The sequence below is a fragment of the Streptomyces sp. NPDC023541 genome (genome assembly GCF_055559995.1).
This window is the reverse complement of the sequence record NZ_JBVHJO010000006.1, coordinates 26658-51986: the sequence shown is the minus strand read 5'-3', so window position 1 is coordinate 51986 and position 25329 is coordinate 26658. Positions and strand designations below refer to the sequence as shown.

Genomic DNA, 25329 nt, shown 5'->3' with positions numbered 1-25329 from the left:
GCGGGGGCCACGGGGTGAACCGGCGCGTGAGCCGTCCGGGTGCGGCCGGGACTGCGGGCGGGACCGGTAGCGCCGGGCGGAGGGGGTATCCGCGTCCCCATGGGTGACATCTCGGTGGGCACGTGTTCATGGACGGATCCGTCACTGGTCGCCGGCGGGTGGTACCCCGCCGGGCAACGTGACGCGGAGGGACGGCTGAGGTATTACGCCACCCGTTTCCCAATCGTCGAGGTCGACTCCACTTACTACGGGATGCCGAGCCTGCGCAACAGCGCGCTGTGGGCCAGTCGGACCCCGCCCGGCTTCCGCTTCGACGTGAAGGCGTTCTCCCTCCTCACCGGCCATCCCACACGGACCGCAGCCCTCCCGGCCGACCTGCGGCAACCGGGTGCCCCCGCTCGGGTACGCGCCGACCCCGGGCTGCTGGAGGAAGTGTGGCAGCGCTTCAGCAGCGCTCTGGAGCCCTTGCGCGGGAGCGGGCGGCTGGGGACGCTGCTGTTCCAGTTCCCGCCCTCGCTGGCTCCGGGTCCGAGGGGCGAGCAACTGGTCGAGGAGAGCACCGGGCGGGCGGAAGGTTGGCCGGTAGCGGTGGAATTTCGCCACCCGGAGTGGTGGAGTGCGCGGCGGCGGACCGCGACCGCCCGGCTCCTCGGCCGGTGCGGGTCGGCGGCCGTCGCCGTCGACACGGCCCAGGGACTTCCTTCGTCCGTTCCTCCGGTCACTGCCGTCACCACGCCGGAGCTGGCCGTCGTCCGTTTCCACGGGCGGAGCCCCGAGTGGGGCTCTTCCGGCCCGGGCAGCAAGGAGGCGGCGTACCGCCACACCTACACGGAGGGGGAGTTGGCCCCGTGGGTCACACGCCTGCGGGACATGGCACGGCAGGCCGACTCCGTGCACGTCCTGTTCAACAACTGCTGCGCCGACGCGTCCGTGCGGGCGGCGGGCACGATGCAGCGCATGCTCGGCCAGGAGCCGCCCGCATCGGGCGAACGACTCGCGCACGGCCGGGCGACCGGGCACGTGCCCGGTCCTCGGGACGGCGGCGGGAGTCAGTCCAACGCCGGGATGACGTGTCCGCCGTAGGCGTCGATCGTGGCCTCCCTCTCGTCGTGCATGGCGTAGAGGGCGAACTGGTCGACGCCGAGGTCGCGCAGGGCCCGCAGCTTCTCGATGTGGGCCTCGACCGGTCCCAGCAGGCAGAAGCGGTCGACGATCTCGTCGGGCACGAAGTCCGTGGACGGGTTGCCGGCGCGGCCGTGATGGCTGTAGTCGTAGCCCTGGCGGGCCTTGATGTACTCGGTCAGGGCGTCCGGGACCAGCCCCGAGTGTTCGCCGTAGCGGCCCACCAGGTCGGCGACGTGGTTTCCGACCATGCCGCCGAACCACCGGCACTGCTCGCGTGCGTGGGCGAGGTCGTCACCCACGTACGCCGGGGCCGCCACGCAGATGGTGAGGGCATCCGGGTCCCGGCCGGCCGCCGCGGCCGCCTCCCGGACGGACCTGACCATCCATTCGGTGAGGTAGGGGTCGGCGAGCTGGAGGATGAACCCGTCCGCCTTCTGCCCGGCCAGCGCGAGGGCCTTCGGGCCGTACGCGGCCATCCACACCGGAAGCTTCCCGTCCCGGATCCACGGGATCCGGATCGGGTTGCCGTCGACCTCGGCCTCGCGGCCCTCGGCGAGGTCGCGGATCACGTCGATGGCCTCGCCCAGCCGGGCCAGGGTGTTCGGGGCGCGACCGGCGACCCGCATCGCCGAGTCCCCGCGGCCGATCCCGCAGACGGTGCGGTTGCCGTACATGTCGTTGAGGGTGGCGAAGGTGGAGGCGGTGACCTCCCAGGTGCGGGTGCCCGGGTTGGTCACCATCGGGCCGATGTGCATCTTCTGCGTGTTGGCGAGGATCTGGCTGTAGATGACGAACGGCTCCTGCCACAGGACCGCCGAGTCGAAGGTCCAGCCGTAGCGGAAGCCGTTGCGCTCGGCGCGCTTCATGAGGCTGACGACCTGGGAGGCCGGTGGGTCCGTCTGGAGGACGAGGCCGAAGTCCATGCGGGGACTCTCCTTACAGGTACTGGCAGGTGGAGCGGTGGACGAAGGCCCCGTGGCCGGCCCGGCCGGCGTACTCGCGCCGGTCGATGACGAGTTCGCCGCGAGAGAGGACGGTGTCGACGCGTCCGGTGATCCGCTTGCCCTCGTACGCCGAGTAGTCCACGTTCATGTGGTGCGTCTCGGCGGAGATGACCTGCTCGGCGTGCGGATCGTAGAGGACGATGTCGGCGTCGGCCCCCGGCGCGATGGTGCCCTTCTTCGGGTAGAGGCCGAACATCCGGGCGGGTGTGGCGCAGGCGATCTCGATCCACCGGCGGCGGCTGATGTGCCCGTCCACCACGGCCTGGTGGAGGAGGTCCATGCGGTTCTCCACGCCCGGCAGCCCGTTGGGGATCTTCGAGAAGTCGCCCCGGCCCAGCTCCTTCTGGCCCCGGAAGCAGAAGGGGCAGTGGTCGGTGGAGACCACCTGGAGGTCGTTGGTGCGCAGCCCCCGCCACAGTGCGGCCTGGTGCTCGCGGGGCCGCAGCGGGGTGGAGCAGACGTACTTGGCGCCCTGGAAGTCGGGCTCCTCCAGGTTGTCGGTGGACAGGAACAGGTACTGCGGACAGGTTTCTCCGAAGACCGGCAGGCCCTTGTCACGGGCTGCGGCCAGCTCGGCCACCGCCTCCTCCGCCGAGACGTGCACGACGTACAGCGGGGAGCCCGCGACCCGGGCGAGCTGGATGGCGCGGTGGGTGGCCTCGGCCTCCAGCAGCACCTTGCGGACCTCGCCGTGGTGGCGGGGGTCGGTCTCCCCGCGGGCCAGGGCCTGTTCGACGAGGACGTCGATCGCGATGCCGTTCTCGGCGTGCATCATGATCAGCCCGCCGTTGGAGGCGCCGCGCTGCATGGCGCGCAGGATCTGCCCGTCGTCGCTGTAGAAGACGCCCGGGTAGGCCATGAACAGCTTGAAGGAGGTGACCCCTTCGCCCACGAGGAGGTCCATCTCCTTCAGGGTGCCCTCGTTGACGTCGGAGAGGATCATGTGGAAGGCGTAGTCGACGGCGCAGTTGCCGTCGGCCTTGGCGTACCAGGTGTCGAGTCCTTCGCGCAGGGAGTGGCCCACGCTCTGGACGGCGAAGTCGACGATGGTCGTGGTGCCGCCCCAGGCGGCGGCCCTGGTGCCGGTCTCGAAGGTGTCCGAGGCGGAGGTCCCGCCGAAGGGGAGCTCCATGTGGGTGTGCGCGTCGACCCCGCCCGGGATGACGTACTTCCCGGTCGCGTCGATCGTACGGTCGGCCGTCCAGGCACCGGCGGCCGCGGAGCCGTGGGCGGCCAGCGCCGCCACGCGGCCGTCCTCGATCAGGACGTCCGCGTGGAGTTCGTCGGCGGCGGTGACGACCAGGCCGCCGCTGATCAGGGTGCGGTTGCTCATGTGGTCCCCCTCACTGGATGCTGCGCAAGGCCTGTTCGAGGATCTCGGCGCCCTCTTCCGCCTCGGCGACGGTGAGGGAGAGGGGCGGCGCGATGCGCAGCACGCTGGTGTTGTGGCCGCCGCCCTTGCCGAGGAGCAGGCCGCCTTCGCGGGCCGCCTCCAGGACGGCGGCGGCGGCGTCCGGGTCGGCCAGGTCTGTGCCGGGCTTGGTGAGCTCGATACCGGCCATCAGACCCCGGCCGCGGACCTCCCGTACGGCGGGGACGGTCGCGGCGATCCCGCGCAGCCGCTCCAGGAGCAGGCCTCCGACGCGTCGTGCGTTGCCCTGGAGGTCGTGTTCCAGCAGGTAGCCGAGGTTCGCGACGCCGGCCGCCATGGTGACGGGTGAACCGCCGAAGGTGGAGATGGAGTTGGAGTCCAGGCAGTTCATCACCTCGGCGCGGGCCACGACGCCGCCGATGGACATGCCGTTGCCGATGCCCTTGGCGAAGGTGAGGATGTCCGGCGGGCCGTTCTGGGCGTGCGCCTGCCAGCCCCAGAAGTGGTCTCCGGTACGGCCCCAGCCGGTCTGCACCTCATCGCTGATCCACAGGATGCCGTGGCGGTCGAGGACCTCGCGGAAGGCGCCGTACAGCCCGTCGGGCGGGGAGGTGAAGCCGCCCACTCCCTGGACGGGTTCGGCGATGAGGGCGGCCACTCCCCCGCGGGCCTGGCCGAGTACGTCTTCGAGGTCGGCGACGGCCGCGGCGGTGAAGGCGGTGTCGTCGAGGTGGGCGAAGGGGCCGCGGGTGCGGACGGCGCCGTGGGCGTAGTACGTCTGCAGCGGCGAGAGGCTGGTCGGGGACCAGCCTCGGTTGCCGGTGATGGAGACGGTGGAGAAGGACCGGCCGTGGTAGCTGTTGCGCATCGCCAGGATCTGGTTGGAGCGGCGGTACGTCGTCGCGAGCAGCAGGGCGGTGTCGTTGGCCTCGGTGCCGGAGGTCGTGAAGAAGACGCGGGCGTCGGGGATGCCGGAGAGGGCCGCGACCCGCTCGGCGAGCTCGATCATCGGCCGGTTGAGGTACAGGGTGGAGGAGTGGATGATCCGCCCGGCCTGCTCGGCGACGGCCTTGGTGACCTCGGGCAGGGCGTGGGCGGTCATCGTGGTGAGGATGCCGCCGAAGAAGTCGAGGTAGCGGTTGCCGTCGGCGTCCCAGACGTGGCGTCCCTCGCCGTGGGTGAGCTCGATGGGGTGTGCGTAGTACAGCGCGAGCCAGTCGGGCAGGACGGTGCGGTGGCGGTTGTGGAGCGGGGTCGGGTTGGTCACGGCTGTACGAGCCCTCCGTAGGCGTCGGGGCGGCGGTCGCGGTAGAAGGCCCACTGGTCGCGGACCTCCTTGATCAGGTCGAAGTCGAGGTCGCGGACGAGGAGTTCCTCCTCCTTGTCGCTGGCGACGTCGCCGACGAACCGGCCGCGCGGGTCGACGAAGTAGCTGGTGCCGTAGAAGTCGTTGTCGCCGTACTCCTCCTGGCCGATGCGGTTGATCGCGGCGACGAAGTACTCGTTGGCGACGGCCGCGGCCGGCTGTTCCAGCTGCCAGAGGTAGGCGGACAGGCCGCGGTGCGTGGCGGAGGGGTTGTAGACGAGCTGGGCTCCGGCCAGGCCCAGTTGGCGCCAGCCCTCGGGGAAGTGGCGGTCGTAGCAGATGTAGACGCCGATCCGGCCGACGGCGGTGTCGAAGACGGGCCAGCCGAGGTTGCCCGGACGGAAGTAGTACTTCTCCCAGAAGCCCTTGACCTGCGGGATGTGGTGCTTGCGGTACTTGCCGAGGTAGGTGCCGTCGGCGTCGATGACGGCGGCGGTGTTGTAGTAGAAGCCCGCGCTCTCCAGCTCGAAGACGGGGACGACGATGACCATCCCGGTCTCGCGGGCGAGGTCCTGCATGCGGCGGACGGTCGGGCCGTCGGGGACGGCCTCGGCCCAGCGGTAGTGCTCGGGCTCCTGGACCTGGCAGAAGTAGGGGGCGTTGAACACTTCCTGGAAGCCGATGATCTTCGCGCCTTCGGCGGCGGCCCGGCGGGCGTGCTCCTCGTGCTTGGCGATCATCGATTCGGTGTCTCCGGTCCAGGTGGCCTGGACCAGCGCGGCGCGGACGACTTGGGCCATGAGCTGCTCCTTGTGACGGGAACGCCGGTTCTACGCACGTAGACGGAGTGCGTAGGGAGTAGAACGTAGGCCTCGTCACAGCGTGGGGCAAGACCGCCGTGCACGGTTGGAGTAGTCGATCACGTTACGTCGCACCGTGGTCGTTTGCGGTCAGCGGACGGGGCTTTGACGACATGAAGCGTGGGGTGTCCGCAAGAGGTGCGTGCGCTGCGGGCCACCTGGCGGAAGCGGCCGGGCGGGCCCCGCGGGACCGGGCTCCGGGGGCCGCGCGGCACCCGGGCCCAGGGATGGTCTCCGCGGCCGGCCCGGCGCGGGTGGGAGCGGGGGGGTCCCCGCAGGACGAGCGCGCAACCCCCGGGGGTACCCCCGGGTACCCCCGCGGGGACGGGCCGCACGCGCCGGGCCGAGGAGATGCCCTCAGCGGCCCCGCGGATCCCGACCCGCGCCGGGCCGGATCCCGCCCCGCAGGGCGCCTCGCACCCCGGCGTGATCGGGGGTGGGCCCCTCAGGCAGGGACGATGCCCGCGACGCGCAGGGCGTGGGCGAGGTCGCGGTGGCGGGCACCGGGGAGCAGGCCTGCCGCATGGAGCAGCCGCGGGGTGAGCCACTGGGGGTCGTGCCGGGCCAGGGCGGCGGCCTCCTCGGCGGTACGGACGCGTACGAAGGCTCCGAGCAGGGCGTCGGCCTCCCGGGTACGGCCCGCCGCGCCGAGGGCGAGGGCCGCGTCCGCGACCTCGGGGGCGGGGCGGGAGACGCCCTGGCGCAGCAGGGCGTCGCAGTCGGCCTTCCGGCCGGCGTCGCCGAGGGCGGCGGCGGCCGCCGCGAGCTGTACGGGCGGCAGCGAGGCGGCCTCCCAGAGCAGGGTGTTCCAGTCGGCCGCCAGGCCGGCGCGGGCCAGCTCGGCGGCCAAGTGGGGCAACTGCCCTGCGGGCCAGGCAGCGGCCTGGCACAGCAGTGCGTGCGCCTCCCCGGTACGGCCCTGCGCGCGCAGCGCGAGCAGCTCGGCGGCGACGGCCCGGGGCGTGCGGTTCGGCGGCGCCGGCACGGACGGGGGCGCGGACGTGGGCGTGGGCGCGGACCAGGACGTGGGCGTTGCTTCCGGCACCGGCCCCGGCACGGGCTCGGGCCTCCGTCGGCCGAACCGGGCGCCGCGCGGAGCGGGGTGGTTCTCGGCGTCCTGGTGGCCCGGGGGCGGGGTGAAGACGGGGGGTTCGTCAGCCGTCGCCCCGGCGTACCGGGCCCCTCCGCCGCGGCGCGCTCCGCGCAACCACCGCCCCTCGGCCCGCGCGACGGGCGGCAGAACCGGCGGCTGCGCCGGACCCTCGGCGGGTACGCCCGCCCGGGCCGCGGGCTCCGCCGGCTCCGCGGGCGCGCCGTTCCGGGGCTGTCGCCCGGTGTGCGGGGGTGGCTGGGTCGCGGGGTGGACGGGGGCTTCGGCTGGGGTTGGGTGGGGGGATGTCCGGCGGGGGACGGTGGGTAAGGGGTCGGTCTGCAGGGCGGTCAGGCGGGCCGCGAAGTCCTCGTGGCGGGCCGCGGCGCGGGCCATGTCGTCCTGGGTCCAGGACAGCTCCCGGGTCAGGGCATCGGTCTCGGCCGGGTCGGCGGCCCCGACCAGCCGGACGGCCAGGTCCCGCAGGGCGGCCTCGGACTCCGCCCGCCGGGCGGCCGCCGCAGCGAGCAGGGTCCGCAGCTCGTCCTCGCCCCCCGGCAACCGGTCCCACACGGTGACGGCCGCCGCCCGCAGCCTCGCCGCGTAGACCGTCTCCCGCGCCGCGAGCTCCGCGCCGCCCGCCCCCGCCAGGTCCCGCAGCAGCGATTCCACCACGTCCCACGGGGGTATCGCCGCCCCGTTCAGACAGGCCCGCACGCCCTCGGGATCCCGGCGCAGGAACTCCCCGTACCAGCCTGCTCCGGCATCCAGCCGCTGCGTCAATCCCCTCAAGTATCCGGAGAGTTGACTGATCGCCAGTGAAGTCGCGGTCTCCATGACCGCATTGGATCCCACCTGTGTTACGGGCGGGCTACGGGAGCCTCAAAGCTTGACGGCGATCGCGGTGTGCGGCCGCTTCCCCCGGCGCGCCAGCGCGGCGGGCACGTCCACCGCCCAGAACTGCCAGGTGTACTTGCGCGACATCAGCTTGCGCACCCGCCGCAGGCCCTCGTCGTCGAGCAGCCGGGCCCGCCCCTCGACGACGGGCGCGCCTTCCTCGACGCGCCCCCGCACGTCGCACGGGGCGAGGGTGACCCGCCCGTCGTTGCGGATGCGCTTGACCTTCCACGAGTCACTGCGCGTCCACACGTACAGCTCACCTCCGTCGGCCACCGCCCACACCGGTGTAGCCACGGGCGTGCCGTCCTTGCGGAAGGTGGTGAGGCTGACGTACCGCGCGCTGCCGAGCTCCTGGAGACCCATACCGGGACCCTAACGCGGACGGCCCGGGGCCCGGCACCCCGGGAGCCGCTGGGGCTGCCGACCGACCCAGGGCGACAGGCCAGGCCCAGGCCCAGGGCAACACGCTCAGGGCGACGGCGAGGCGCGCAGGGGTGCGCGGTGCCGGTCAGCGACCGTTCGGGGCGTCGGGGGCCGGCGTTTCCTGCCGGCCGCGGCCGTCCGCTTCACGTACGGGTTCCGGCCGGTCGTCCGGCAGGGCGCACGCAGCCAGCAGCAAGCCTCCGGCGAGAAGGGCGCCGACGGCTGCGAATCCGAGTCGTTTGGCTGCATTGGTGGCTGACACGCCTTCACGCTTGCCCCGCCCGCGGCAGGTCCCACCGCGGATTGGGCCGGACGGCCTCGGCTCCCGCCCGAACGGCATGAGGGCGGGCGCCTCGGCGGTATTACGCCGGTACGACCGCGCAGCGCCGGAGGAGATCGTCCAGTGAGAGGCCGAGCGCCTCGGCGAGGGCGGCGACCGTGAAGAAGGCGGGGGTGGGCGCCCGGCCGGTCTCGATCTTGCGCAGGGTCTCGGCGGAGAGCCCGGCCCCGGCCGCGATCTCGACCATGCTGCGGGTGCCGCGGGCCTCGCGCAGCAGGGCGCCCAGGCGCTCGCCGCGTTCGCGCTCTTCGGGGGTGAGAGGGGTACGGACCATGCGGCCATCCTACCCGGAGCGCCAATAGTTATCCCGGTAAAGTAATCCCGTTACACTTATACCGGTATAGTTATTGGCATGGTGGAACTGAAGACAGCACCCGAGATCGAGAAGATGCGCGCCGCGGGCCGGATCGTCGCCCGCACCCTGGCCGCCGTACGCAAGGCCGCGCACGTCGGAGTGTCCCTCGCCGACCTGGACCAGGTGGCCCGCGAGGTGCTCCGCGGAGCCGGCGCGACCTCGCCTTTCCTCGGGTACCGGCCGCGGTTCGCGCCGGTGCCCTTCCCCGCGGTGGTGTGCGCCTCCGTCAACGACGCGATCGTCCACGGCATCCCCGACGACTACCGGCTGCGCGACGGCGACCTCGTCAGCATCGACTGCGGGGCGGAGCTCGGTGGCTGGGTCGGGGACGCGGCGGTCAGCTTCACCGTCGGCCGCGCCCGCCCGGAGGACCAGCGGCTGATCGAGACGTCCGAGGCGGCCCTCGCGGCCGGGATCGCCGCCGCCGTGCCCGGCAACAGGATCGGCGACATCGCCCACGCCGTCGGCACGGTCTGCCGCGCCGCGGGATACGGCGTCCCCGACGGCTTCGGCGGCCACGGCATCGGCCGCCGGATGCACGAGGACCCCGGCGTGCCCAACGAGGGCCCGCCGGGGCGCGGCATGAAGCTGCGCCCCGGCATGGTCCTCGCCATCGAGCCGATGCTGATCGCGGGCGGTACGGACGACTACCGGTGCGACGGCGACGGCTGGACCCTGCGCACCGTCGACGGCACCCGCGCGGCCCACTCGGAGCACACGGTCGCGATCACCGGCCGCGGCCCGCGGATCCTCACCGCCCCCTGACCGCCGCGAGACCTCGTACGGATCCGCGCCTACGGATCCGCGCCCACGGATCCCCGGCTACGGATTCCCGCGGGGGTGGACGACCATGGCCGAGCCGCCGCCCCGGCGGCTGGTCTCCGCCGCCGCCAGCCAGCGCCCGTCCGGCAGTCGCTGGACGCCGGTCGCCGCGCCGATCTCCGGGTTCTGCCGGAAAGCCTGGCCCAGGGACTCCAGCTCGGCTCGCAGCGGGCTGTTCCACAGGCCCGGCTCCAGCTCGGTGGTGGTCTGGTTGCGCTGGCTGGCCCGCGGCGCCGCGATCGCGTCGACCAGCGGCAGGCCCCGGTCCAGGTGGCCGGTCAGGGTCTGCAGGACCGTGGTGATGATGGTGGCTCCCCCGGGCGAACCGACCGCCAGCACCGGCCGGCCGTCGTCCAGCACGATCGTCGGGGACATGGACGAGCGCGGCCGCTTGCCGGGCCCGGGCAGGTTCGGGTCGGGGACTCCCGGCACCGCCGGGGCGAAGGAGAAGTCGGTGAGTTCGTTGTTGAGGAGGAATCCGCGACCGGGCACCGTGATGGCGCTGCCGCCGGTGGACTCGATGGTCAGGGTGTAGGAGACGACGTTGCCCCAGCGGTCGGCAACCGTCAGGTGCGTGGTGTTCTCCCCCTCGTACGTGGTCGGCGCCGCCTGTCCGGTGGTGGCGCAGGGCGCCGGGTGGCGCGGGTCGCCGGGTGCCAGCGGGCTGGTCAGCGTCCGGTCCGGCCTGATCAGGCAGGCGCGGGAGTCGGCGAACCGCTGCGAGAGCAGTTCCCGCGTCGGTACGTCCACGGCGGCCGGGTCGCCGACCCAGCGGCCGCGGTCGGCGAAGGAGATACGGGAGGCCTCGATGAAGCGGTGCAGGTACTGCGCCTCGGACAGCTTCGAGAGGTCGGTCCGCTCCAGGATGTTCAGCGCCTCGCCGACCGTGGTGCCCCCGGAGGACGAGGGCGCCATGCTGTAGACGTCCAGGCCGCGGTAGCCGACACGGGTCGGTTCCTGGCGCTTGGTCGCGTACGCTCGCAGGTCGCCGGTGGTCAGGTCACCGGGCCGCACCCTGCGGGTGGCCGCCGGGTCCACCGGGGGCGTGCGGACGGTCCGGACGATGTCCTCGGCGATAGGTCCCCGGTAGAGGGCTCCGGCGCCCTTGCGGGCGAGTTCGGCGTAGGTGGCGGCCAGGTCGGGGTTCTTGAAGGTGGAGCCGACCACGGGCAGGGATCCGCCCGGCAGGAAGAGCTTCGCGGTGTCCGGGAAGTCCTTGAAGCGGTCCTGGTTGAGCTCGGTCTGGGCACGGAAGGTGCTGTCCACGGTGAAGCCGTCGCGGGCCAGTTTCTCGGCGGGCTTCAGCAGGGATCCCAGTGAGCGGCTGCCCCAGGCGTCCAGGGCGGTCTTCCAGGTGGCGGGGGTGCCGGGGACACCGACGCCGAGGCCGCTGGTCTGGCCCTCGGCGAAGGGGATCGGCTGCCCGTTCTCCTGGAAGAGGGTCTCGGTGGCCGTGGCCGGGGCGGTCTCCCGGCCGTCGACGGTATGGACGCGATGTGAGCGGGCGTCGTAGTGGACGAGGTATCCGCCCCCGCCGATGCCCGCCGAGTAGGGCTCGGTCACGCCGAGCGCGGCGGCGGTGGCGACGGCCGCGTCGACGGCGTTGCCGCCGGAGCGCAGCACGGCGATCCCTACGGCCGAGGCGTCGGCGTCGACGCTGGCGACGGCGCCGCCGTAGCCGGTGGCGACCGGTACCTTCGCCGGCGCGGTCGGCGTCCCGGCGGTGGAGGGCGGAGCGGCTCCGGTCGAGACGAGTGCGGCGACGACGGTCAGCAGCGGTAACGTGCGGGCGACGGCGGGACGGTGCATCCGGACCTCCAATGGCAGCGTGGGCCGAGCCTAGCGCCGGGCCCGCCGCTCCGGCAGGCATCACGCGGGGGCACGCCGCCTGCGGGTGGACCGCGCCGGTGACCGCCCGCGGCCGCGGCGCTAGCATCCGGCCCATGAACGACGACGTGCGCAACATCGTGCTCGGGGTGATAGCCACCGCCGTCAGCGGCGGGTTCGGCTGGTTCTCCCGCACCTACCTCTGGCGGCGCGCGCTCCGCCGCAAGCAGGCGTTCTTCGGCCTGCCGACCGGCTCGGACTGCCTGTTCGTGGTCAACCGGCAGATGGGCGGTAAGGATTCCTCCCTGCACCGCAACGACGCCTTCGCCCTGCTGGAGATCTCCGCCCTGATCAAGGACTGCGGGGCGAACGTCCAGATCGTCACGCACGACACCGCCCGCCAGGGCTTCGGCGACCGGGCCGAGTTCTGCGTCGGCGGCCCGTCCTCCAACGCGCGCACCACGGCGCACCTGGCGTCCATGCTGCCGGGCATCACTGTCAACACGGAGACGGAGCAGAACGAGGACCGGGGCTCGATCCAGGTGGGCGGCGAGACCTACCGGTGGCGCAAGGGGATGGAGGAGTACGTGGTGCTGGCCCGGCTGGCGGGCGGCGAGGGCGGCCGCCCGGTGTTCCTGCTGTCGGGGCAGACCGCGGTCAGCAACCAGGCGGCCGCCCGGTACCTGAGCCGGCACCACGCGCACCTGGCGCGCAAGTACGGGGCGGACTCCTTCTGTCTGGTGCTGAAGCTCGTCAACTCCGACGCGTACGGGCCGGACGTGACCGAGCTGGTCGCGGACGTCACCCGGCAGGCCCGGACACCCGCAGCGGCAGCCGCGTGATCCCGTTGATGAAGTTCGACACCAACCGCTTGGGCGGGCCCGCGAGTTCCGGTACGGGCATGGTCGCGCACCACTCCTCGTAGAGGGTGCGCAGCTGGAGGCGGGCGAAGTGCGCGCCCAGGCAGACGTGCGGGCCGTCTCCGAAGGACACGTGCGGGTTGGGTGCGCGGCCGAGGTCCAGGCGGCCCGGGTCGGTGAAGACGCGTTCGTCGTGGTTGGCGGAGGCGTGGAAGACGACGACCTTGTCGCCGGCCCGGACCGGCTGCCCGGCCAGTTCGTGGTCGACGGCGGCGGTGCGGCGGAAGCTGAGGACCGGCGGGTGGACGCGCAGGAGTTCGTCGACCGCGCCCGCCGGGGAGTACCGCCCCGCCGCGAGCCGGCGGTAGGCGTCCGGGTCCCGGGCCAGGGCGAGCAGGCCGCCGGGGGCGGCGCCGCGGACGGTGTCGTTGCCGGCGACGGTGAGCAGGAAGAAGAACATCTCCAGTTCGGCGGGGTCGAGTCCGGCCGTGGCGAGGGCGGTCATCACGTCGTCGCCGGGGTGCCGGCGCTTGTGGGCGGCGAGGTCGCGGGCGTACGCGAACATCTCGCCGAGCAGGGCCGGGGAGCGCGGGTTGAGGGGCTTGCCGTCGGGGCCGAGGAGCGGCTCCGGGGCGTCGTCGGGGTCCTGGTAGCCGATGATCCGTACGGTCCATTCCAGCAGCAGGGCCCGGTCGGCGGGCGGGACGCCCAGCAGGTCGGTGAGGTTCAGCAGCGCGTACTCGTCGGTGACGGTGCGGACGAGGTCGGCGCAGCCGTCGCCGTCGGCCGCGTCGCGGGCGGCGGCCAGCAGCGTACGGGCGCGGTCGCGTACCCGCCCGGCGAAGGCGTCGACGCGGGCGGGGGTGAAGGCGCGGGCGACGAGCCGGCGCAGCCCGCCGTGGTCGGGGGGATCCTGGTTGAGCATGGTGCGGCGCAGGAAGGGCAGGTCGGCGGGGTCGGGGTCGCGGATCTGGGTGGCGCCCAGCCAGGAGGAGTACGTCCGGTGGTCGCGCAGGACGCGGACGACGTCGGCGTGCCGGGTGACGGCCCAGAATCCGGGGCCGGCCGGCCAGCCGGTGATCTCCGGTTCCGGCTGCCAGGCCACGGGGTGCCGGTCACGCAGGAGCCGGTAGCGCTCGTGCGGGACGCCGTCGGCGTAGATGCGGGGGTCGAAGACGTCGGGGACGTCCGCGGCGTGGTCCATGGGGCCACCGTGACGGGTGGGCGGCCCCGCCCGCAAGGGCGCGGCGCACGTCGGCACGTGTGTGGCTCAGCGGGTGCGTGACAGCGCGGTGTACGTCAGCACGGTGTACGTCAGCGCTGCGTCCGGCAGTCGGCGGAGGGGAGGGTGGTGTCGGTGCCGCGGATGGCGACCGGGCTGCGGGTGTCCGGTACGGCGGAGGCGCCGACGGTGCACACCAACTGGTCGCGGGCCGTCTGCGACAGGCCGGCCACGGCGAACGGCACGTTCGCCGTCAGCCCCTGGTCCTGTGAGTGCTTGGTCACGGTCACCGCGTCCGTCTTCGCGTCGGGCAGCTGGGGCAGCGCCGTGGTGAGCCCGGCGGCCGAGGCCGGACCCATGGGGCCGTTCAGCAGCAGCCGCAGCAGCGGCGTGGGCGCGAGCGTGTAGTCGGCGCCGATCGAGAAGGGGACCGGGACGAGCCGGTCGCCGTCCTTGGAGACGAAGTAGAGGACGGCGGCGGTCTTGCCGCCGGGCACCTTGACGCCGGCGGCGTGACCGCTCTCGATCACCCCGGTGCGTTTGATGCCGCAGCCGGCGAGCAGCAGGGCGCAGCCCGTCAGTGCCGCCGTGGCCGCCGCGGCGCGGGCTCTGGTCCTCCGCCCGGTCATACGCGGGCCTCCAGCGGCATGTCGAGGGTGAAGAGGGCGCCCCCGCCGGGCTGGTTGCCCGCCCGGAGGGTGCCGCCGTGCAGGCGGACGTTCTCCAGGGTGATGGCGAGTCCGAGGCCGCTTCCGGCGGAGCGGGTCCGGGCCGCGTCGGCCTTGAAGAAGCGGTCGAAGATGTGCGGCAGCACCTCGGGGGCGATGCCGGGTCCGCTGTCGGCGACGTCGATGAGGAGCCGTTCGCCGTCCTCGCCGGGCGCGCTCCGCACGGTGACGCGTACGGGGGCGCCTCCGTGCCGGAGGGCGTTGCCGACGAGGTTGGCGAGGACCACGTCGAAGCGGCGCGGGTCGAGCCGGGCGCGTACTGCGTCGGGCAGCTCGGTGACGACGCGGTCGTCGTCCCAGTGGCGTCGTTCGAGGGTCTTGCGGACGGCTTCGGCGATGTCCACGTCGTCGAGGTTGAGCTCGGCGGCCCGGGCGTCGAAGCGGGAGATCTCCATCAGGTCCTCGACGAGGACGGCGAGTTTGCCGGTCTCGGCGCTGACCAGGCGCAGGGCCTTGGCGGTGTCGGCGTCGAGGCGTGCGGCGTCCTCGTCGAGGACCTCGGTCACGGCGAGCATCCCGGCGAGCGGGGTGCGCAGTTCGTGGGAGACGTCGGAGGCGAAGCGGCGGGCGCGGACCTCCGCCTCCTGGAGTTCGCGCACGGACTGTTCCAGGGCGCGGGCGGTCTCGTTGAAGGTACGGGCGAGTCCGGCGAGTTCGTCGGCGCCCCGGACCTCGATGCGGGTGTCGAGGCGGCCGCTGCCCAGCTTCTGGGCGGCCCGGCGCATGTCGCGGACCGGCCGCAACACGCTGCGGGCGGCCAGCAGCGCGGGGACGATGGCGATGGCCAGGCCGGGGACGGCGCCCTGCTGGGCTGCCTCGACCATGGCTTCCACGGTCTGCTTCTCGGTGGAGAGCGGGACGCTGGCGTAGAAGACGACCCCGGTGGGTTCGCTGGATCCGTTGTGCTCGAAGACGGCGGGGACTCCGATGGTGAGCCAGGGGTTGCCGCGTTGGTCCTCGACGCGCTGGAAGGCGGCGTAGCGGTTGTTGCGGACCTTGTCGCGCAGGCTGTCGGTGATCACGGTGGACGTGGGCGTGCCGGGGTTGGTGGAGACGCGCATGCCGGCGTATTCGCCGAAGATGATCCACGGGTGGGGTTTGCCGCGCTTGCCGAGCTCGATGACGATGCGCTGCAGCTCCTGCTGTTCCAGGGGGAGGCGGAACTCCTGCTGCTCGATCTGGTCGCGCAGGGTGCTGACGGCGGTGTCCTGGGTCTGCTTGAGGATGGCGTTGCGTGCCTGTTGGTAGGTCAGGGCGGCGGTGGTTCCCGCGCTGATCGCGGCGACCAGGAGGAAGGCCGCTATCAGCCGGGTGCGCAGGCCGAGGGGTGCTATGCGTCGCACCGCGGCCTACAGGGGGCCGAAGCGGTAGCCGAAGCCGCGCACGGTCTGTATGTAGCGGGGGCTGCGGGCGGGGTCCTCTATCTTGTGGCGCAGGCGGCGGACGCAGGCGTCCACGAGCCGGGCGTCGGCGTGGTAGCTGTGGTCCCAGACGTACTCGAGGAGCTGCTGGCGGGAGAAGACCTGCTCGGGCGAGGCCGACAGGTGCAGCAGGAGCTTGATCTCGCTGGGCGCGAGGGCGACGCGTTCGCCGTTCTTGGCGACGGTCAGCCCGGCGCGGTCGATGGTGAGTTCGCCGTGGCCCTCGATGCCGGGGCGGGCTCCGACCGGGTCGCTGAGGCGGCGCAGTACGGCCTTGATGCGGGCTTCGATGACCTCGGTGCGGGCGGGTTTGACGATGTAGTCGTCGGCGCCCGCCTCCAGGCCGATGACGATGTCGAAGTCGTCGCCGCGTGCGGTGAGCATGATGATCGGGACTTCGCTGGTCCGGCGGATGCGGTGGCACACCTGCACACCGTTGATGCCGGGCAGCATCAGGTCGAGCAGGACGAGTTCGGGGTGGAAGTCCGCCATCATGGCGAGCCCCTCCTCCCCGGTCTCGGCGGCCTGTACCTCGTGGCCGCGGCGGCGCAGGCCGAGGCCGACCCCTTCGCGGATGGAAGGGTCGTCCTCGATCAGCAGTACGCGTGGCATCCGGTCAGTATCCCAAGGCGGTCTTCGGCTCCTCTTCCCGCTACCGGCCGGTCTTGCGGCGCAGGGAGTCGAGCAGGTCGGTGAGCTCGGCCAGGCGCAGCGGCCGGGCGAGGAGGACGACGACCAGGACCAGGGCGGTGGTTCCCGCGCCGACCGCGGCGAAGTCGCCGAAGTCCTCGGCCGCGCGGGCCGCCGCGTACGCCGCGCCGGCCGCGGGCACGCACGCCGCCAGCAGCCTCAGGTGGGTGCGTACGGCGGTGGTGCGCCGCTCGGTACGGGTGCCCGCGCGCGGGCCGAGCCTGCGGGAGAGGGCGTACGCGGTGGCGGCGGCGCCCGCGAGGAAGGCGACGGAGGAGGCGGCGGCCATACCGGTGACCGCCCAGCGCGGGGACAGCAGGAAGTAGGCGGCGGCCGACAGTCCGGCGTTCAGGGTGACGATGACGAGGTTGAGGAAGAAGGGGGTCCGGGTGTCGGAGAGGGCGTAGAAGCCGCGCGAGAGGACGTACTGCGCGGAGAAAGCGACCAGGCCGGGTGCGAAGGCCGTGAGCATGCCCGCCATGACCTCGATGTCGGCGGCGCCGGTGCGTCCGTAGCCGAAGACGCCGCCCATCACCCAGGGGGCGAGGGCGGCCATGAGGGCGGCGGCGGGGACGACGAGGGCGGCGCTGGAGCGCAGGGCGTAGGAGACGTCGCGGCGGACGGCTGCGAGGTCGCCGTCGGCGGCGGCCGAGCTCATCCGGGGCATCAGCGCGGTCACGAGGGAGACGGTGATGATGCCCTGCGGGACGATCCACAGCTGGTAGGCGTTGCTGTAGGCGGTGTAGCCGGCGCCGCCCGCGAGGCCGGCGTCGACGGCGTGCTGCCCGGTGGTGGTGGAGAGCCGGGTGACGACCCAGTAGGCGATCTGGTTGGTGAGGACGAGCATGACGGTCCAACCCGCGTTGCGCAGGGGGCGGCCGAGGCCGCTGCCGCGCCAGTCGAAGCGCGGGCGCCAGCGGAACCGGGCCGCGCGCAGCGAGGGGATCAGGGCGAGGGCCTGGACGACGATGCCGGCGGTGGTGCCCAGGCCCAGGAGCCGGGTCTCGGCGGCGGTGAGGCCGCCCGCCGCGTCGTGGGAGACGTGGAGGAACAGCCCGAAGACGGCGATGATCACGAAATTGTTGAGGACCGGGGTCCACATCATGGCGCCGAACCGGCCGCGGGAGTTCAGCACTTGGCCGAGCAGGGTGAAGAGCCCGTAGAAGAGGATCTGGGGCAGGCAGTACCGGGCGAGGGCCACGGTGGTGCTCGCCTGGGCGCCGCTGTATCCGGTGTACGCGGAGACGATCAGCGGGGCGGCGAGGACCGCGGCGGCGGTGAGTACCACGAGGGCCGCGGTGCAGGCGGTGAGCAGGCGGTCGGTGTAGGCGGCGCCGCCGTCGGCGTGTTCCTTGGCGGCCCGGACCAGCTCGGGTACGAAGACGGCGTTGAGCGCTCCGCCGACGAGGAGGATGTAGATGATGTTCGGGACGGTGTTGGCGACGGCGTAGCCGTCGCCGAGCAGTCCGGTGCCCAGCGCCGCGACGACGACGGCGGAGCGGATGAAACCGGTGGCGCGGGAGACGATCGAACCGGCCGCCATGAGCGCGCCGCTGCGCAGCACCGAGGTCTTCTTCGGTGCCGCGCTGTCGGGAGCCGGGCCGGCCGGTCTGGTGTCGGTGGCCGTCACCGGCGGGCCAGGTAGGCCTGGAACGCCTTGTAGAGCGCCGTGTTGGCGACTCCGTCCATCGGGATCTCCCATTCGCCGAGCGTTTCGACGACCTGTCCGCCGGTGCCGAGCTTCCAGCGCAGCAGCCCGAAAGAACGTTCGTCGGGGTCGAGGGTGGAGGGTACCCCGCGCATGTCGTATTCGTCGGCTCCGAGGGCGTGTGCGTCGCGCATCATGCGCCACTGCAGGGCGTTGCTGGGCCGTACTTCGCGCCGGTGGTCGGCGGAGGCGCCGGTCTGGTACCAGACCCTGCTGCCAGTGCTGATCATGGTGTGGGCGGCGAGGATCTCGCCGCGGTGGATGGCCAGGTAGAGCCGCATCCGGCCGGGCTGTTCCTCGTTCAGGACGCGGTACTGCTGCTCGTAGTACGCGAGGGAGCGGCCGAGCCGGAAGCCGTCGCGCTCTTCGGTGATCCGCAGCAGCCGGTAGAACTCGGGCAGGTCGGCGGTGGTGCCGAGGACCGTCTCGACCCCGGCCTTGCCGGCCTTGCGGACGTTGCGCCGCCACTCCTGGTTGAGGCCGGACCACAGCTCGTCGAGGCTGCGGCCGGCGAGCGGCACGCGGAAGACGTGGCGGGGCTGGGCGTCACCGTCGTCCTCGCCGCCGCAGCGCTTCCAGCCGCGGGTGCGCAGCCGGTCGGCGAGGGCGGCGCCCACCGGGTCGACCTCGGTGGCGAGGACGTCGGACATCTGCCGGCCCGTGCCGGTGCCGGCCTTGGCGGTGGCGGCGTCCCAGCGGCGGTAGGCGGGGCTGGGGCCGATGCGGACGGCGAAGGCTCCGGCGGCCCGCAGGTGCCGCATGAGCGGGTTCAGCCAGCGGTCGATGCGCGGATCGGACCAGTCGGCGACGGGCCCTTCCGGAAGGTAGGCGAAGTATTTGCGGGTGCCGGGGAATTGCCGATAGAGAACGAGTCCGGCACCTTCGATCTCTCCGCCCGGACAGTGCCATCCGATCATTTCCGAGCGCCAAAGGTCCTTCACCCGGCCCCAGGACGGGTACTGGAGAAAGCTCGCCGCCGGCGTCCTGGAGAGGAAGGCCTGGTATTCGGAAACGGACAGGGCGCGCACCTGGAGCTCATGGTCCTGGTCCTGCCGGGCGGGGGTGACGAGCAGTGCGCACACGGCTGACGGCCTTCCTGTTCGTGCCGAGGGGTCGTTCACAGGACTCTCACAGGCACCCGTGACCGCCGTGCGCGGCGAATGTGACCGGACGATGACCGTTTCGCTGCGGTCCACGTCACAACCAGAAAGGCGGATCTTTTCCGCGGTGTGCGCAACCTAAAGTCCTCCCGTTCTCATCCTCTTTTGTGAACGTTCATCACCACCACTTCGAGGGGGCCCTTCGTTGAGCCGCACACGCCGCACCGCCATTGCGGGCACCGCACTCCTGGCCGCCGCGCTGACCGCCTGCTCGGGCGGGAGTGACGCCGGCAGCGACGCCAAGGGCAAGGACGAGTCGAAGCCGAAGGCGCCCATGGCGGTCTCGGTGAACCTCACGGGCGATCAGGTCAAGGCGGGCCAGCCGGTGACGGTGACCCTCACCGAGGGCAAGTTGGCCCAGGTGAAGGTGACCGACGCCAAGGGCGCCGAGCTGCCGGGGAAGATAGCCGACGACGGGAAGAGCTGGACCTCGGAGCGCAATGCCCCGGCCGGTGCGGAGTACAAGGTCGAGGCGCAGAACACCGACAGCCAGAGCGCCACCACGCAGTTCAAGACCAGCGCCGCCGACAAGGTGAACAAGGTCTCGATCAACGTGCCCAAGGGCAGCACGGTGGGCGTGGCGATGCCCGTGTCGCTCGTCTTCGACAACCCGGTGACGAACAAGGCCGAGGTGGAGAAGCAGCTCAAGGTCACCACCTCGAACAGCACCGAGGGCTCCTGGGGCTGGATCAAGGACCACTCCGGCAACGACCGCGTCGACTGGCGGCCCAAGGACTACTGGAAGTCCGGCACCGACGTGAAGGTCGAGATGAACCTGAACGGCGTGGACTCCGGCAAGGGCGGCGGAATGTTCGCCCGGGACTACACCACCGAGTTCAAGATCGGCAAGGACCGCCGGGTCCAGGTCAGCCTCGACACCAAGAAGTTGTCGGTGACGGAGGACGGCCAGGTGCAGAAGACGATCCCGATCTCGGCCGGTACTCCGGGCGGCAAGAAGGCGTCCTGGTCCGGGAAGATGGTGATCATGTCGAAGGAGGGCACCATCCGGATGGACTCCCAGACGGTGGGCCTGGACAACGCCTACGACAAGATGGTCGATTACTCGATGCGGCTGACCTGGTCAGGCATGTACGCGCACGCCGCTCCGTGGAACGAGGCCAACTTCGGCCGGACCAACAGCAGTTCCGGCTGCGTGGGGATGAGCGACGCCAACGCCAAGGAGTTCTTCGCGCAGTCGCAGGTCGGTGACGCCTTCGAGGTGGTCGGCGAGGGCTCCAAGGGCAACGCCGACATCGGCAACGGCTACGGCGAGTGGAACCTGTCCTGGGACCAGTGGAAGGCCAAGAGCGCGCTGTCCACCGCCCCGCAGAACGGCTGACCTGCGGACCGCTCCGACTGACTCTCGTTCAATTGTTACCACCACGTAACTTACCGACGGGTTACCTCCGGTAAGCCGCTCCCGTTACCGTCGGGTCACTTTCAGGACTCCGGTGCACGCGAGGAGCGACCGATGGAACGCACCACCACCGCCGCAGCCGTGGCGGCACTCCTGGCGGCGACCGCCCTGGGCCTGGCCCCCCACCAGGCCCAGGCGGCCACCGCGCCCGCTGCGGCCACCACCGCCCCCACCCCGCAGGCCGCCCCCGCGGACCTGCGGTTCCATGACATCCCCGGCTCCGGCGGCATCACCCTCAAGGGCAACGTCTTCACCCCGGCCGGGGCCGAGAGCGGCCGGAAATATCCGCTGATCGTGCTGCCCACCAGCTGGGGCATGCCGCAGATCGAATACATCGCCCAAGCCAAGAAGCTCGCCGACTCCGGCTACGTCGTGGTCAGTTACACCTCCCGCGGCTTCTGGCTCTCCGGCGGGCAGATCGAGGTGGCAGGCCCGCCGGACGTCGCCGACGTCTCAGCCGTCATCGACTGGGCCCTCGCCCACACCCCCGCCGACGCGGACCGCATCGGCCTGGGCGGGGTCTCGTACGGCGCCGGCATCAGCCTGCTGGCCTCCGCGCACGACCCGCGCGTCAAGGCCGTGGTCGCGATGAGCGGCTGGGCCGACCTCATCGAATCCATCTACTCGGGCCGCACCCAGCACCTCCAGGCCGCCGGCCTGCTCGGCGCCGCCGGCTACCTCACCGGCCGCCCCGGACCCGAACTGCAGTCGATCCTGGGCGACTTCCTCGGCTCCCGGCTGGACCGCGAACAGCAGATGATCGAGTGGGGCAGGAAGCGGTCGGCCGCCGAGCAGGTGGACCGGATCAACGCCAACGGCGCCGCGATCATGCTCGGCAACGCCTGGGGCGACACGATCTTCGCGCCGAACCAGTACGCCAAGTTCTACGAGCGGCTGACCGGCCCCAAGCGGCTGGAGTTCCGCCCCGGGGACCACGCCACCGCCGAGGGCACGGGCCTGCTCGGCCTGCCCAACGACACCTGGACCAACGCCCACCGCTGGTTCGACCGCTACCTCAAGGGCGAGCGCAACGGCGTCGACACCGAGGCGCCCGTGCAGATCAAGTCCCGCAGCGGCAGCGGCTACGAGGGCTACGCCGACTGGGCGTCGGTCGGCTCCGGCGGCACCGAGAAGCTCGCGCTCTCCGACAGCGAGCACCTCTTCGCGAACGTCGACTCCGGCGCCAACGGCGGCGTCGTACTGCTCTCCAGCGTCTTCGACCAGTTCTTCAAGGCCCCGCCGATCGCCTCCGTCCCGCTCCTCCCCCGGGCCTTCGCCGCCGTCTGGCAGTCGGGGCGCTACGACGAGGCCCGCCGCATCCGCGGCACCGTCCGGCTGCACACCACCGTCACCCCCACCAAGGGCGACGGCACCTTCGTCGCCCACCTCTACGACGTCGGCCCGCTCGGCATCGGCAAGCTGGTCAGCAACGCCCCGTACACCTTCCACGGCAAGACCCCGGGCCAGGCCTTCGGGGTCGACCTGGAGCTCTTCTCGACGGCTTACGACGTGCCCGCGGGCCACCGGCTCGCCCTCGTCGTCGACACCGTCGACCCGCTCTACATCGAGCACAACCCCACCGGCGCGCAGCTGACCTTCTCCTCGCCGCAGGGCGACCCCAGCTACGTCTCGGTGCCGCTGCGCGAGCGGTGATCCACGGCGCCGGCCGGGCCCGGACGGCCGCGGCCGGGCCCGGACGGCCCCGCTCCTCGACTCCTCAGTGCTTGAGGATCTTGGAGAGGAAGTCCTTGGCCCGGTCGCTCTCCGGGGCGGTGAAGAACTGCTCCGGCGTGCGGTCCTCGACGATACGGCCGTCGGCCATGAAGACCACGCGGTGCGCCGCGGAGCGGGCGAAGCCCATCTCGTGGGTGACCACGACCATCGTCATCCCCTCCTGGGCGAGTTGCTGCATGACCTCCAGCACCTCGTTGATCATCTCCGGGTCCAGTGCGGAGGTGGGCTCGTCGAAGAGGAGCGCCTTCGGATCCATGGCGAGGGCGCGGGCGATCGCCACGCGCTGCTGCTGGCCGCCGGAGAGCTGGGCGGGGAACTTGTCGGCCTGGTCGGCGAGGCCGACACGGTCCAGGAGCTGCCGGGAGCGCTGGTCCGCCTCGCGCTTCGCGCGCCCCAGGACCTTGACCTGCGCGAGCGAGACGTTGGCGAGGACGGTCTTGTGCGCGAAGAGGTTGAAGGACTGGAAGACCATCCCCACCTCGGCGCGCAGCCGGGCCAGGTCCTTGCCCTCGTCGGGCAGCGGCTCCCCGTCGATCAGGATCGTGCCCGACTCGACGCTCTCCAGCCGGTTGATCGCCCGGCACAGGGTCGACTTCCCGGAGCCGGAGGGCCCGATGACCACCACCACCTCCCCGCGGCCGACGGTGAGGCTGATGTCCCGCAGTACGTGCAGCGGTCCGAAGTGCTTGTTGACGTCCCGCAGCTCGATCAACGGATCGACGGCCATGCGCTGCCCTGCCCACTCGGTGTCGGTGCCGGTACCGGTGCCCGGCCTCGGGTGCCGGCGCCGGTATCGACGCGTCCCGGTCCGTCTCGTCGCTCGCGCCTCGGACTGCCGGGGTCAGCGCAAACTATCCAGCCCGGAAGGGCACTTCGCCGCGACACGCCGCCCGCCGCGGGGGGCGCCGCGGCCGGCGCCGGAGGGGTCAGCCCTCGGAGGCCTCCGCGTACGCCTGGCTGAGCTCGGGGGAACCGGTCATCGCCCACGACACCCCCCACTCGATCACGTTCAGCTCGCGCCCCGAGGCCAGGCGGATCACCGGCTGGCCGTTGGGCCACACCTTCCAGGCCGCCCCCACGACGGTCCGGACGATCACGGTGCCGAGGTAGAAGCCCGCGTCGTTGCCGAGCCAGGGCACCACCTCGGGGTCCCGCCGCCAGCGGGGCATCAGCTGGTCGAGGGCCTCCAAAGAGGCCGGGCTCCCGTCGAGTTCGAGCCCGGCCGCCCGTGCGTGGACCCGCAGCATCTCGCACTCCGAGAACAACTCGGCGACGCCCTCGGGGTCGTCCACCAGGGCGGCGGCGAGCCCCGCACCCTGTTCCGTTTCACGCCGGTTCAGCCAGTTGTCCAGGAAAGGGATGTTCATACCGCCCAGCGTCGCACCAGGACTCCCCGCTGGCCACAGGGCGCGCCTGGGGGGTGTCTCGGATCGGGCCGCGCTCGGCCGCGCCGGCGGCGGGGCGTCCGCCTACCGCTCCAGGTCCAGGTCGACGACGACCGGTGCGTGGTCGGAGGCGCCCTTGCCCTTGCGCTCCTCGCGGTCGACGTAGGCGTCGGTGACGGCCTTGGTGAAGGGCTCGTTGCCGTAGACGAGGTCGATGCGCATGCCCTTGTTCTTGGGGAAGGCGAGCATCCGGTAGTCCCAGAAGGTGTAGGGACGGTCGTACTTCAGCGCGCGCGGGAAGACGTCGGACAGGCCGATGTCGCGCAGTGCCTCCAGCGCGGCCCGCTCGGCCGGGGTGACGTGGGTGAGGCCCGCGAAGACCGCCGGGTCGTACACGTCCTCGTCGGTCGGGGCCACGTTGAAGTCGCCGAGCACCGCGAAGGGGCGCGGGCCGGCCGCGTCCTCGGCGACGGCCGCCGCCAGGGAGCGGAACCAGTCCAGCTTGTAGCCGTAGTGGTCGTGCTCGACCTCACGGCCGTTGGGCACGTACACCGACCAGACCCGCACGCCGTCGCAGGTGGCGGAGATCGCCCGGGGCTCCTGGACGCCCTCGTAGTCGGGGCCGCCGGGCAGCCCCGTGACCACGTCGTCCAGGCCGACCCTGGAGAGCAGGGCCACGCCGTTCCAGCGGCCGGTGGCGTTGACCGCCGCCTCGTAGCCCAGCTCGCGCAGCTGCTCGTGCGGGAACTGCTCCGCCGAGCACTTGGTCTCCTGGATGCACACGACATCGGTGCCGGAGCTCTCCAGCCAGGCCAGCAGGCGCGGCAGCCGGGCGGTGATGGAGTTGACGTTGTAGGTGGCGATACGCATACCTGCCAACCTACCGCCCGGCACCGACAGCGCCCGTCCGACGACCGTCACGGCGGGGCCGTCAAGGGGGCCGTCACAGCTCGGCGCTGTCCCCCGCGGTGAGGCGTCCGTGGTCGGTGCCGCCCAGCTTGTCCAGCGCGAAGTCGTAGACGGGCCGGGCGATGTCGGCGAGATAGGCGTCGTGGATGTCGAGCGCCCGGCGCGGCTTGACCTCGCGGAGGTAGTCGATCACCTCGGAGACCTTGTTCCAGGGGGCGTGCACCGGCACCATCAGCGTCTCCACCGGGACCCCGGGCACGGTCAGCGCGTCGCCGGGGTGGAAGAGCGATCCGTCGACGAGGTAGCCGACGTTCGTGACCCGCGGGATGTCCGGGTGGATCACGGCGTGCAGCTCGCCGTGCACCTGTACCTCGAAACCGGCCGCGGTGAAGGTGTCTCCGTGGCCGACCGTGTGCACCCGGCCCGGATAGGCGGGTGCGAGCCGCTCGGCGACGCTGCGCAGGGTCCACAGCGCGGCCGACGGCGACGCGTCGAGGGCGGCCCGCAGCCGGCCCTCGTCGAAGTGGTCGGGGTGTTCGTGCGTGACCAGCAGGGCTTCCGCCCCCAGGCCCGCGTCCGGTTCGCTGAAGGCGCCCGGGTCGATGACGAGCGTGCGCCCGTCCTTCTCCAACTGGACGCAGGAGTGCAGCCGCTTGGTGAGCTTCATGATC

At 72.3% G+C, this 25329-nt stretch carries 23 protein-coding genes; 5 read left to right on the top strand and 18 right to left on the bottom strand.

Annotated elements, in window-relative coordinates; all coding sequences use genetic code 11:
• Window positions 1-99: 99 nt before the first annotated feature.
• On the top strand, window positions 100-1083 hold the full coding sequence (locus tag ACZ3X1_RS16620; protein ID WP_467280079.1) for a DUF72 domain-containing protein: 984 nt from the start codon (window positions 100-102) through the stop codon (window positions 1081-1083).
• Here ACZ3X1_RS16620 and ACZ3X1_RS16615 read toward each other — a convergent pair.
• The 7 genes from ACZ3X1_RS16615 to ACZ3X1_RS16585 form a co-directional block, all read right to left on the bottom strand.
• Window positions 1050-2048 carry a TIGR03842 family LLM class F420-dependent oxidoreductase gene (locus ACZ3X1_RS16615; protein WP_356811135.1) on the bottom strand — a complete coding sequence of 333 codons (999 nt, stop codon included), beginning with the start codon at window positions 2046-2048 and terminating at the stop codon, window positions 1050-1052. The two genes, ACZ3X1_RS16620 and ACZ3X1_RS16615, sit on opposite strands and share 34 nt — an antisense overlap.
• 13 nt (window positions 2049-2061) lie before the next feature.
• Entirely contained in the window at window positions 2062-3462 is a 1401-nt protein-coding gene (gene hydA / locus ACZ3X1_RS16610; protein WP_356811134.1) for a dihydropyrimidinase, read from the bottom strand.
• Window positions 3463-3472: 10 nt separating this feature from the next.
• Window positions 3473-4768, bottom strand: a complete 1296-nt coding sequence (locus ACZ3X1_RS16605) for an aspartate aminotransferase family protein (protein ID WP_467280078.1) — start codon at window positions 4766-4768, stop codon at window positions 3473-3475.
• On the bottom strand, window positions 4765-5607 hold the full coding sequence (locus ACZ3X1_RS16600; protein ID WP_326480423.1) for a nitrilase-related carbon-nitrogen hydrolase: 843 nt from the start codon (window positions 5605-5607) through the stop codon (window positions 4765-4767). The genes ACZ3X1_RS16605 and ACZ3X1_RS16600 overlap by 4 nt, the downstream gene beginning before the upstream one ends.
• 505 nt (window positions 5608-6112) lie before the next feature.
• The gene (locus ACZ3X1_RS16595) at window positions 6113-7594 is read right to left on the bottom strand and encodes a hypothetical protein (RefSeq protein ID WP_467280077.1); all 1482 of its coding nucleotides are present in this window, start codon (window positions 7592-7594) and stop codon (window positions 6113-6115) included.
• A gap of 45 nt (window positions 7595-7639) precedes the next feature.
• Window positions 7640-8020, bottom strand: a complete 381-nt coding sequence (locus ACZ3X1_RS16590) for a PPOX class F420-dependent oxidoreductase (protein WP_356811131.1) — start codon at window positions 8018-8020, stop codon at window positions 7640-7642.
• A gap of 422 nt (window positions 8021-8442) precedes the next feature.
• The gene (locus ACZ3X1_RS16585; RefSeq protein ID WP_356811130.1) at window positions 8443-8694 is read right to left on the bottom strand and encodes a helix-turn-helix domain-containing protein; all 252 of its coding nucleotides are present in this window, start codon (window positions 8692-8694) and stop codon (window positions 8443-8445) included.
• 78 nt (window positions 8695-8772) lie between these two features.
• Here ACZ3X1_RS16585 and map point away from each other — a divergent pair, with 78 nt between their 5' ends.
• Window positions 8773-9540, top strand: a complete 768-nt coding sequence (gene map / locus ACZ3X1_RS16580) for a type I methionyl aminopeptidase (protein ID WP_391701372.1) — start codon at window positions 8773-8775, stop codon at window positions 9538-9540.
• Between the two features lie 57 nt (window positions 9541-9597).
• On the opposite strand, the gene ggt is transcribed toward map, so the two are convergent.
• Window positions 9598-11406 carry a gamma-glutamyltransferase gene (gene ggt, locus ACZ3X1_RS16575; RefSeq protein WP_390073835.1) on the bottom strand — a complete coding sequence of 603 codons (1809 nt, stop codon included), beginning with the start codon at window positions 11404-11406 and terminating at the stop codon, window positions 9598-9600.
• A gap of 134 nt (window positions 11407-11540) precedes the next feature.
• Here ggt and ACZ3X1_RS16570 point away from each other — a divergent pair, with 134 nt between their 5' ends.
• Window positions 11541-12266, top strand: coding sequence for a hypothetical protein (locus ACZ3X1_RS16570; protein WP_356811127.1), 726 nt, complete (start codon window positions 11541-11543; stop codon window positions 12264-12266).
• Here ACZ3X1_RS16570 and ACZ3X1_RS16565 read toward each other — a convergent pair.
• The 6 genes from ACZ3X1_RS16565 to ACZ3X1_RS16540 form a co-directional block, all read right to left on the bottom strand.
• The gene (locus ACZ3X1_RS16565) at window positions 12226-13488 is read right to left on the bottom strand and encodes a cytochrome P450 (RefSeq protein ID WP_356811126.1); all 1263 of its coding nucleotides are present in this window, start codon (window positions 13486-13488) and stop codon (window positions 12226-12228) included. The two genes, ACZ3X1_RS16570 and ACZ3X1_RS16565, sit on opposite strands and share 41 nt — an antisense overlap.
• A 110-nt stretch (window positions 13489-13598) precedes the next feature.
• Entirely contained in the window at window positions 13599-14135 is a 537-nt protein-coding gene (locus ACZ3X1_RS16560) for a hypothetical protein (RefSeq protein ID WP_467280076.1), read from the bottom strand.
• A complete protein-coding gene (locus ACZ3X1_RS16555; RefSeq protein WP_467280075.1) occupies window positions 14132-15577 on the bottom strand; it encodes an ATP-binding protein in 1446 nt (481 codons plus the stop codon). Before ACZ3X1_RS16555 ends, ACZ3X1_RS16560 begins: the two co-directional genes overlap by 4 nt.
• Before the next feature lie 6 nt (window positions 15578-15583).
• Window positions 15584-16267, bottom strand: a complete 684-nt coding sequence (locus tag ACZ3X1_RS16550) for a response regulator transcription factor (protein WP_356811123.1) — start codon at window positions 16265-16267, stop codon at window positions 15584-15586.
• Window positions 16268-16307: 40 nt separating this feature from the next.
• On the bottom strand, window positions 16308-17975 hold the full coding sequence (murJ, locus tag ACZ3X1_RS16545; protein WP_467280074.1) for a murein biosynthesis integral membrane protein MurJ: 1668 nt from the start codon (window positions 17973-17975) through the stop codon (window positions 16308-16310).
• The gene (locus ACZ3X1_RS16540) at window positions 17972-19135 is read right to left on the bottom strand and encodes a lipid II:glycine glycyltransferase FemX (RefSeq protein WP_356811121.1); all 1164 of its coding nucleotides are present in this window, start codon (window positions 19133-19135) and stop codon (window positions 17972-17974) included. The genes murJ and ACZ3X1_RS16540 overlap by 4 nt, the downstream gene beginning before the upstream one ends.
• Window positions 19136-19358: 223 nt before the next feature.
• Here ACZ3X1_RS16540 and ACZ3X1_RS16535 point away from each other — a divergent pair, with 223 nt between their 5' ends.
• Together ACZ3X1_RS16535 and ACZ3X1_RS16530 are read left to right on the top strand one after the other, a co-directional pair.
• Complete coding sequence (locus ACZ3X1_RS16535) at window positions 19359-20552, top strand: L,D-transpeptidase (protein ID WP_356811120.1); 1194 nt, start codon at window positions 19359-19361, stop codon at window positions 20550-20552.
• Between the two features lie 132 nt (window positions 20553-20684).
• A complete protein-coding gene (locus tag ACZ3X1_RS16530) occupies window positions 20685-22283 on the top strand; it encodes a CocE/NonD family hydrolase (RefSeq protein WP_362629823.1) in 1599 nt (532 codons plus the stop codon).
• Between the two features lie 64 nt (window positions 22284-22347).
• Here the strand turns inward: ACZ3X1_RS16530 and ACZ3X1_RS16525 are convergent, their stop codons facing one another.
• From ACZ3X1_RS16525 to ACZ3X1_RS16510, 4 genes are all read right to left on the bottom strand, one after another.
• Window positions 22348-23091, bottom strand: a complete 744-nt coding sequence (locus ACZ3X1_RS16525) for an amino acid ABC transporter ATP-binding protein (protein WP_362629820.1) — start codon at window positions 23089-23091, stop codon at window positions 22348-22350.
• Between the two features lie 199 nt (window positions 23092-23290).
• On the bottom strand, window positions 23291-23731 hold the full coding sequence (locus tag ACZ3X1_RS16520) for a DUF6278 family protein (RefSeq protein WP_356811117.1): 441 nt from the start codon (window positions 23729-23731) through the stop codon (window positions 23291-23293).
• Between the two features lie 102 nt (window positions 23732-23833).
• Window positions 23834-24619, bottom strand: coding sequence for an exodeoxyribonuclease III (locus ACZ3X1_RS16515; protein ID WP_356811116.1), 786 nt, complete (start codon window positions 24617-24619; stop codon window positions 23834-23836).
• A 73-nt stretch (window positions 24620-24692) separates the two neighbouring features.
• Window positions 24693-25325, bottom strand: a complete 633-nt coding sequence (locus tag ACZ3X1_RS16510) for an MBL fold metallo-hydrolase (RefSeq protein WP_356811115.1) — start codon at window positions 25323-25325, stop codon at window positions 24693-24695.
• Window positions 25326-25329 lie beyond the last annotated feature (4 nt).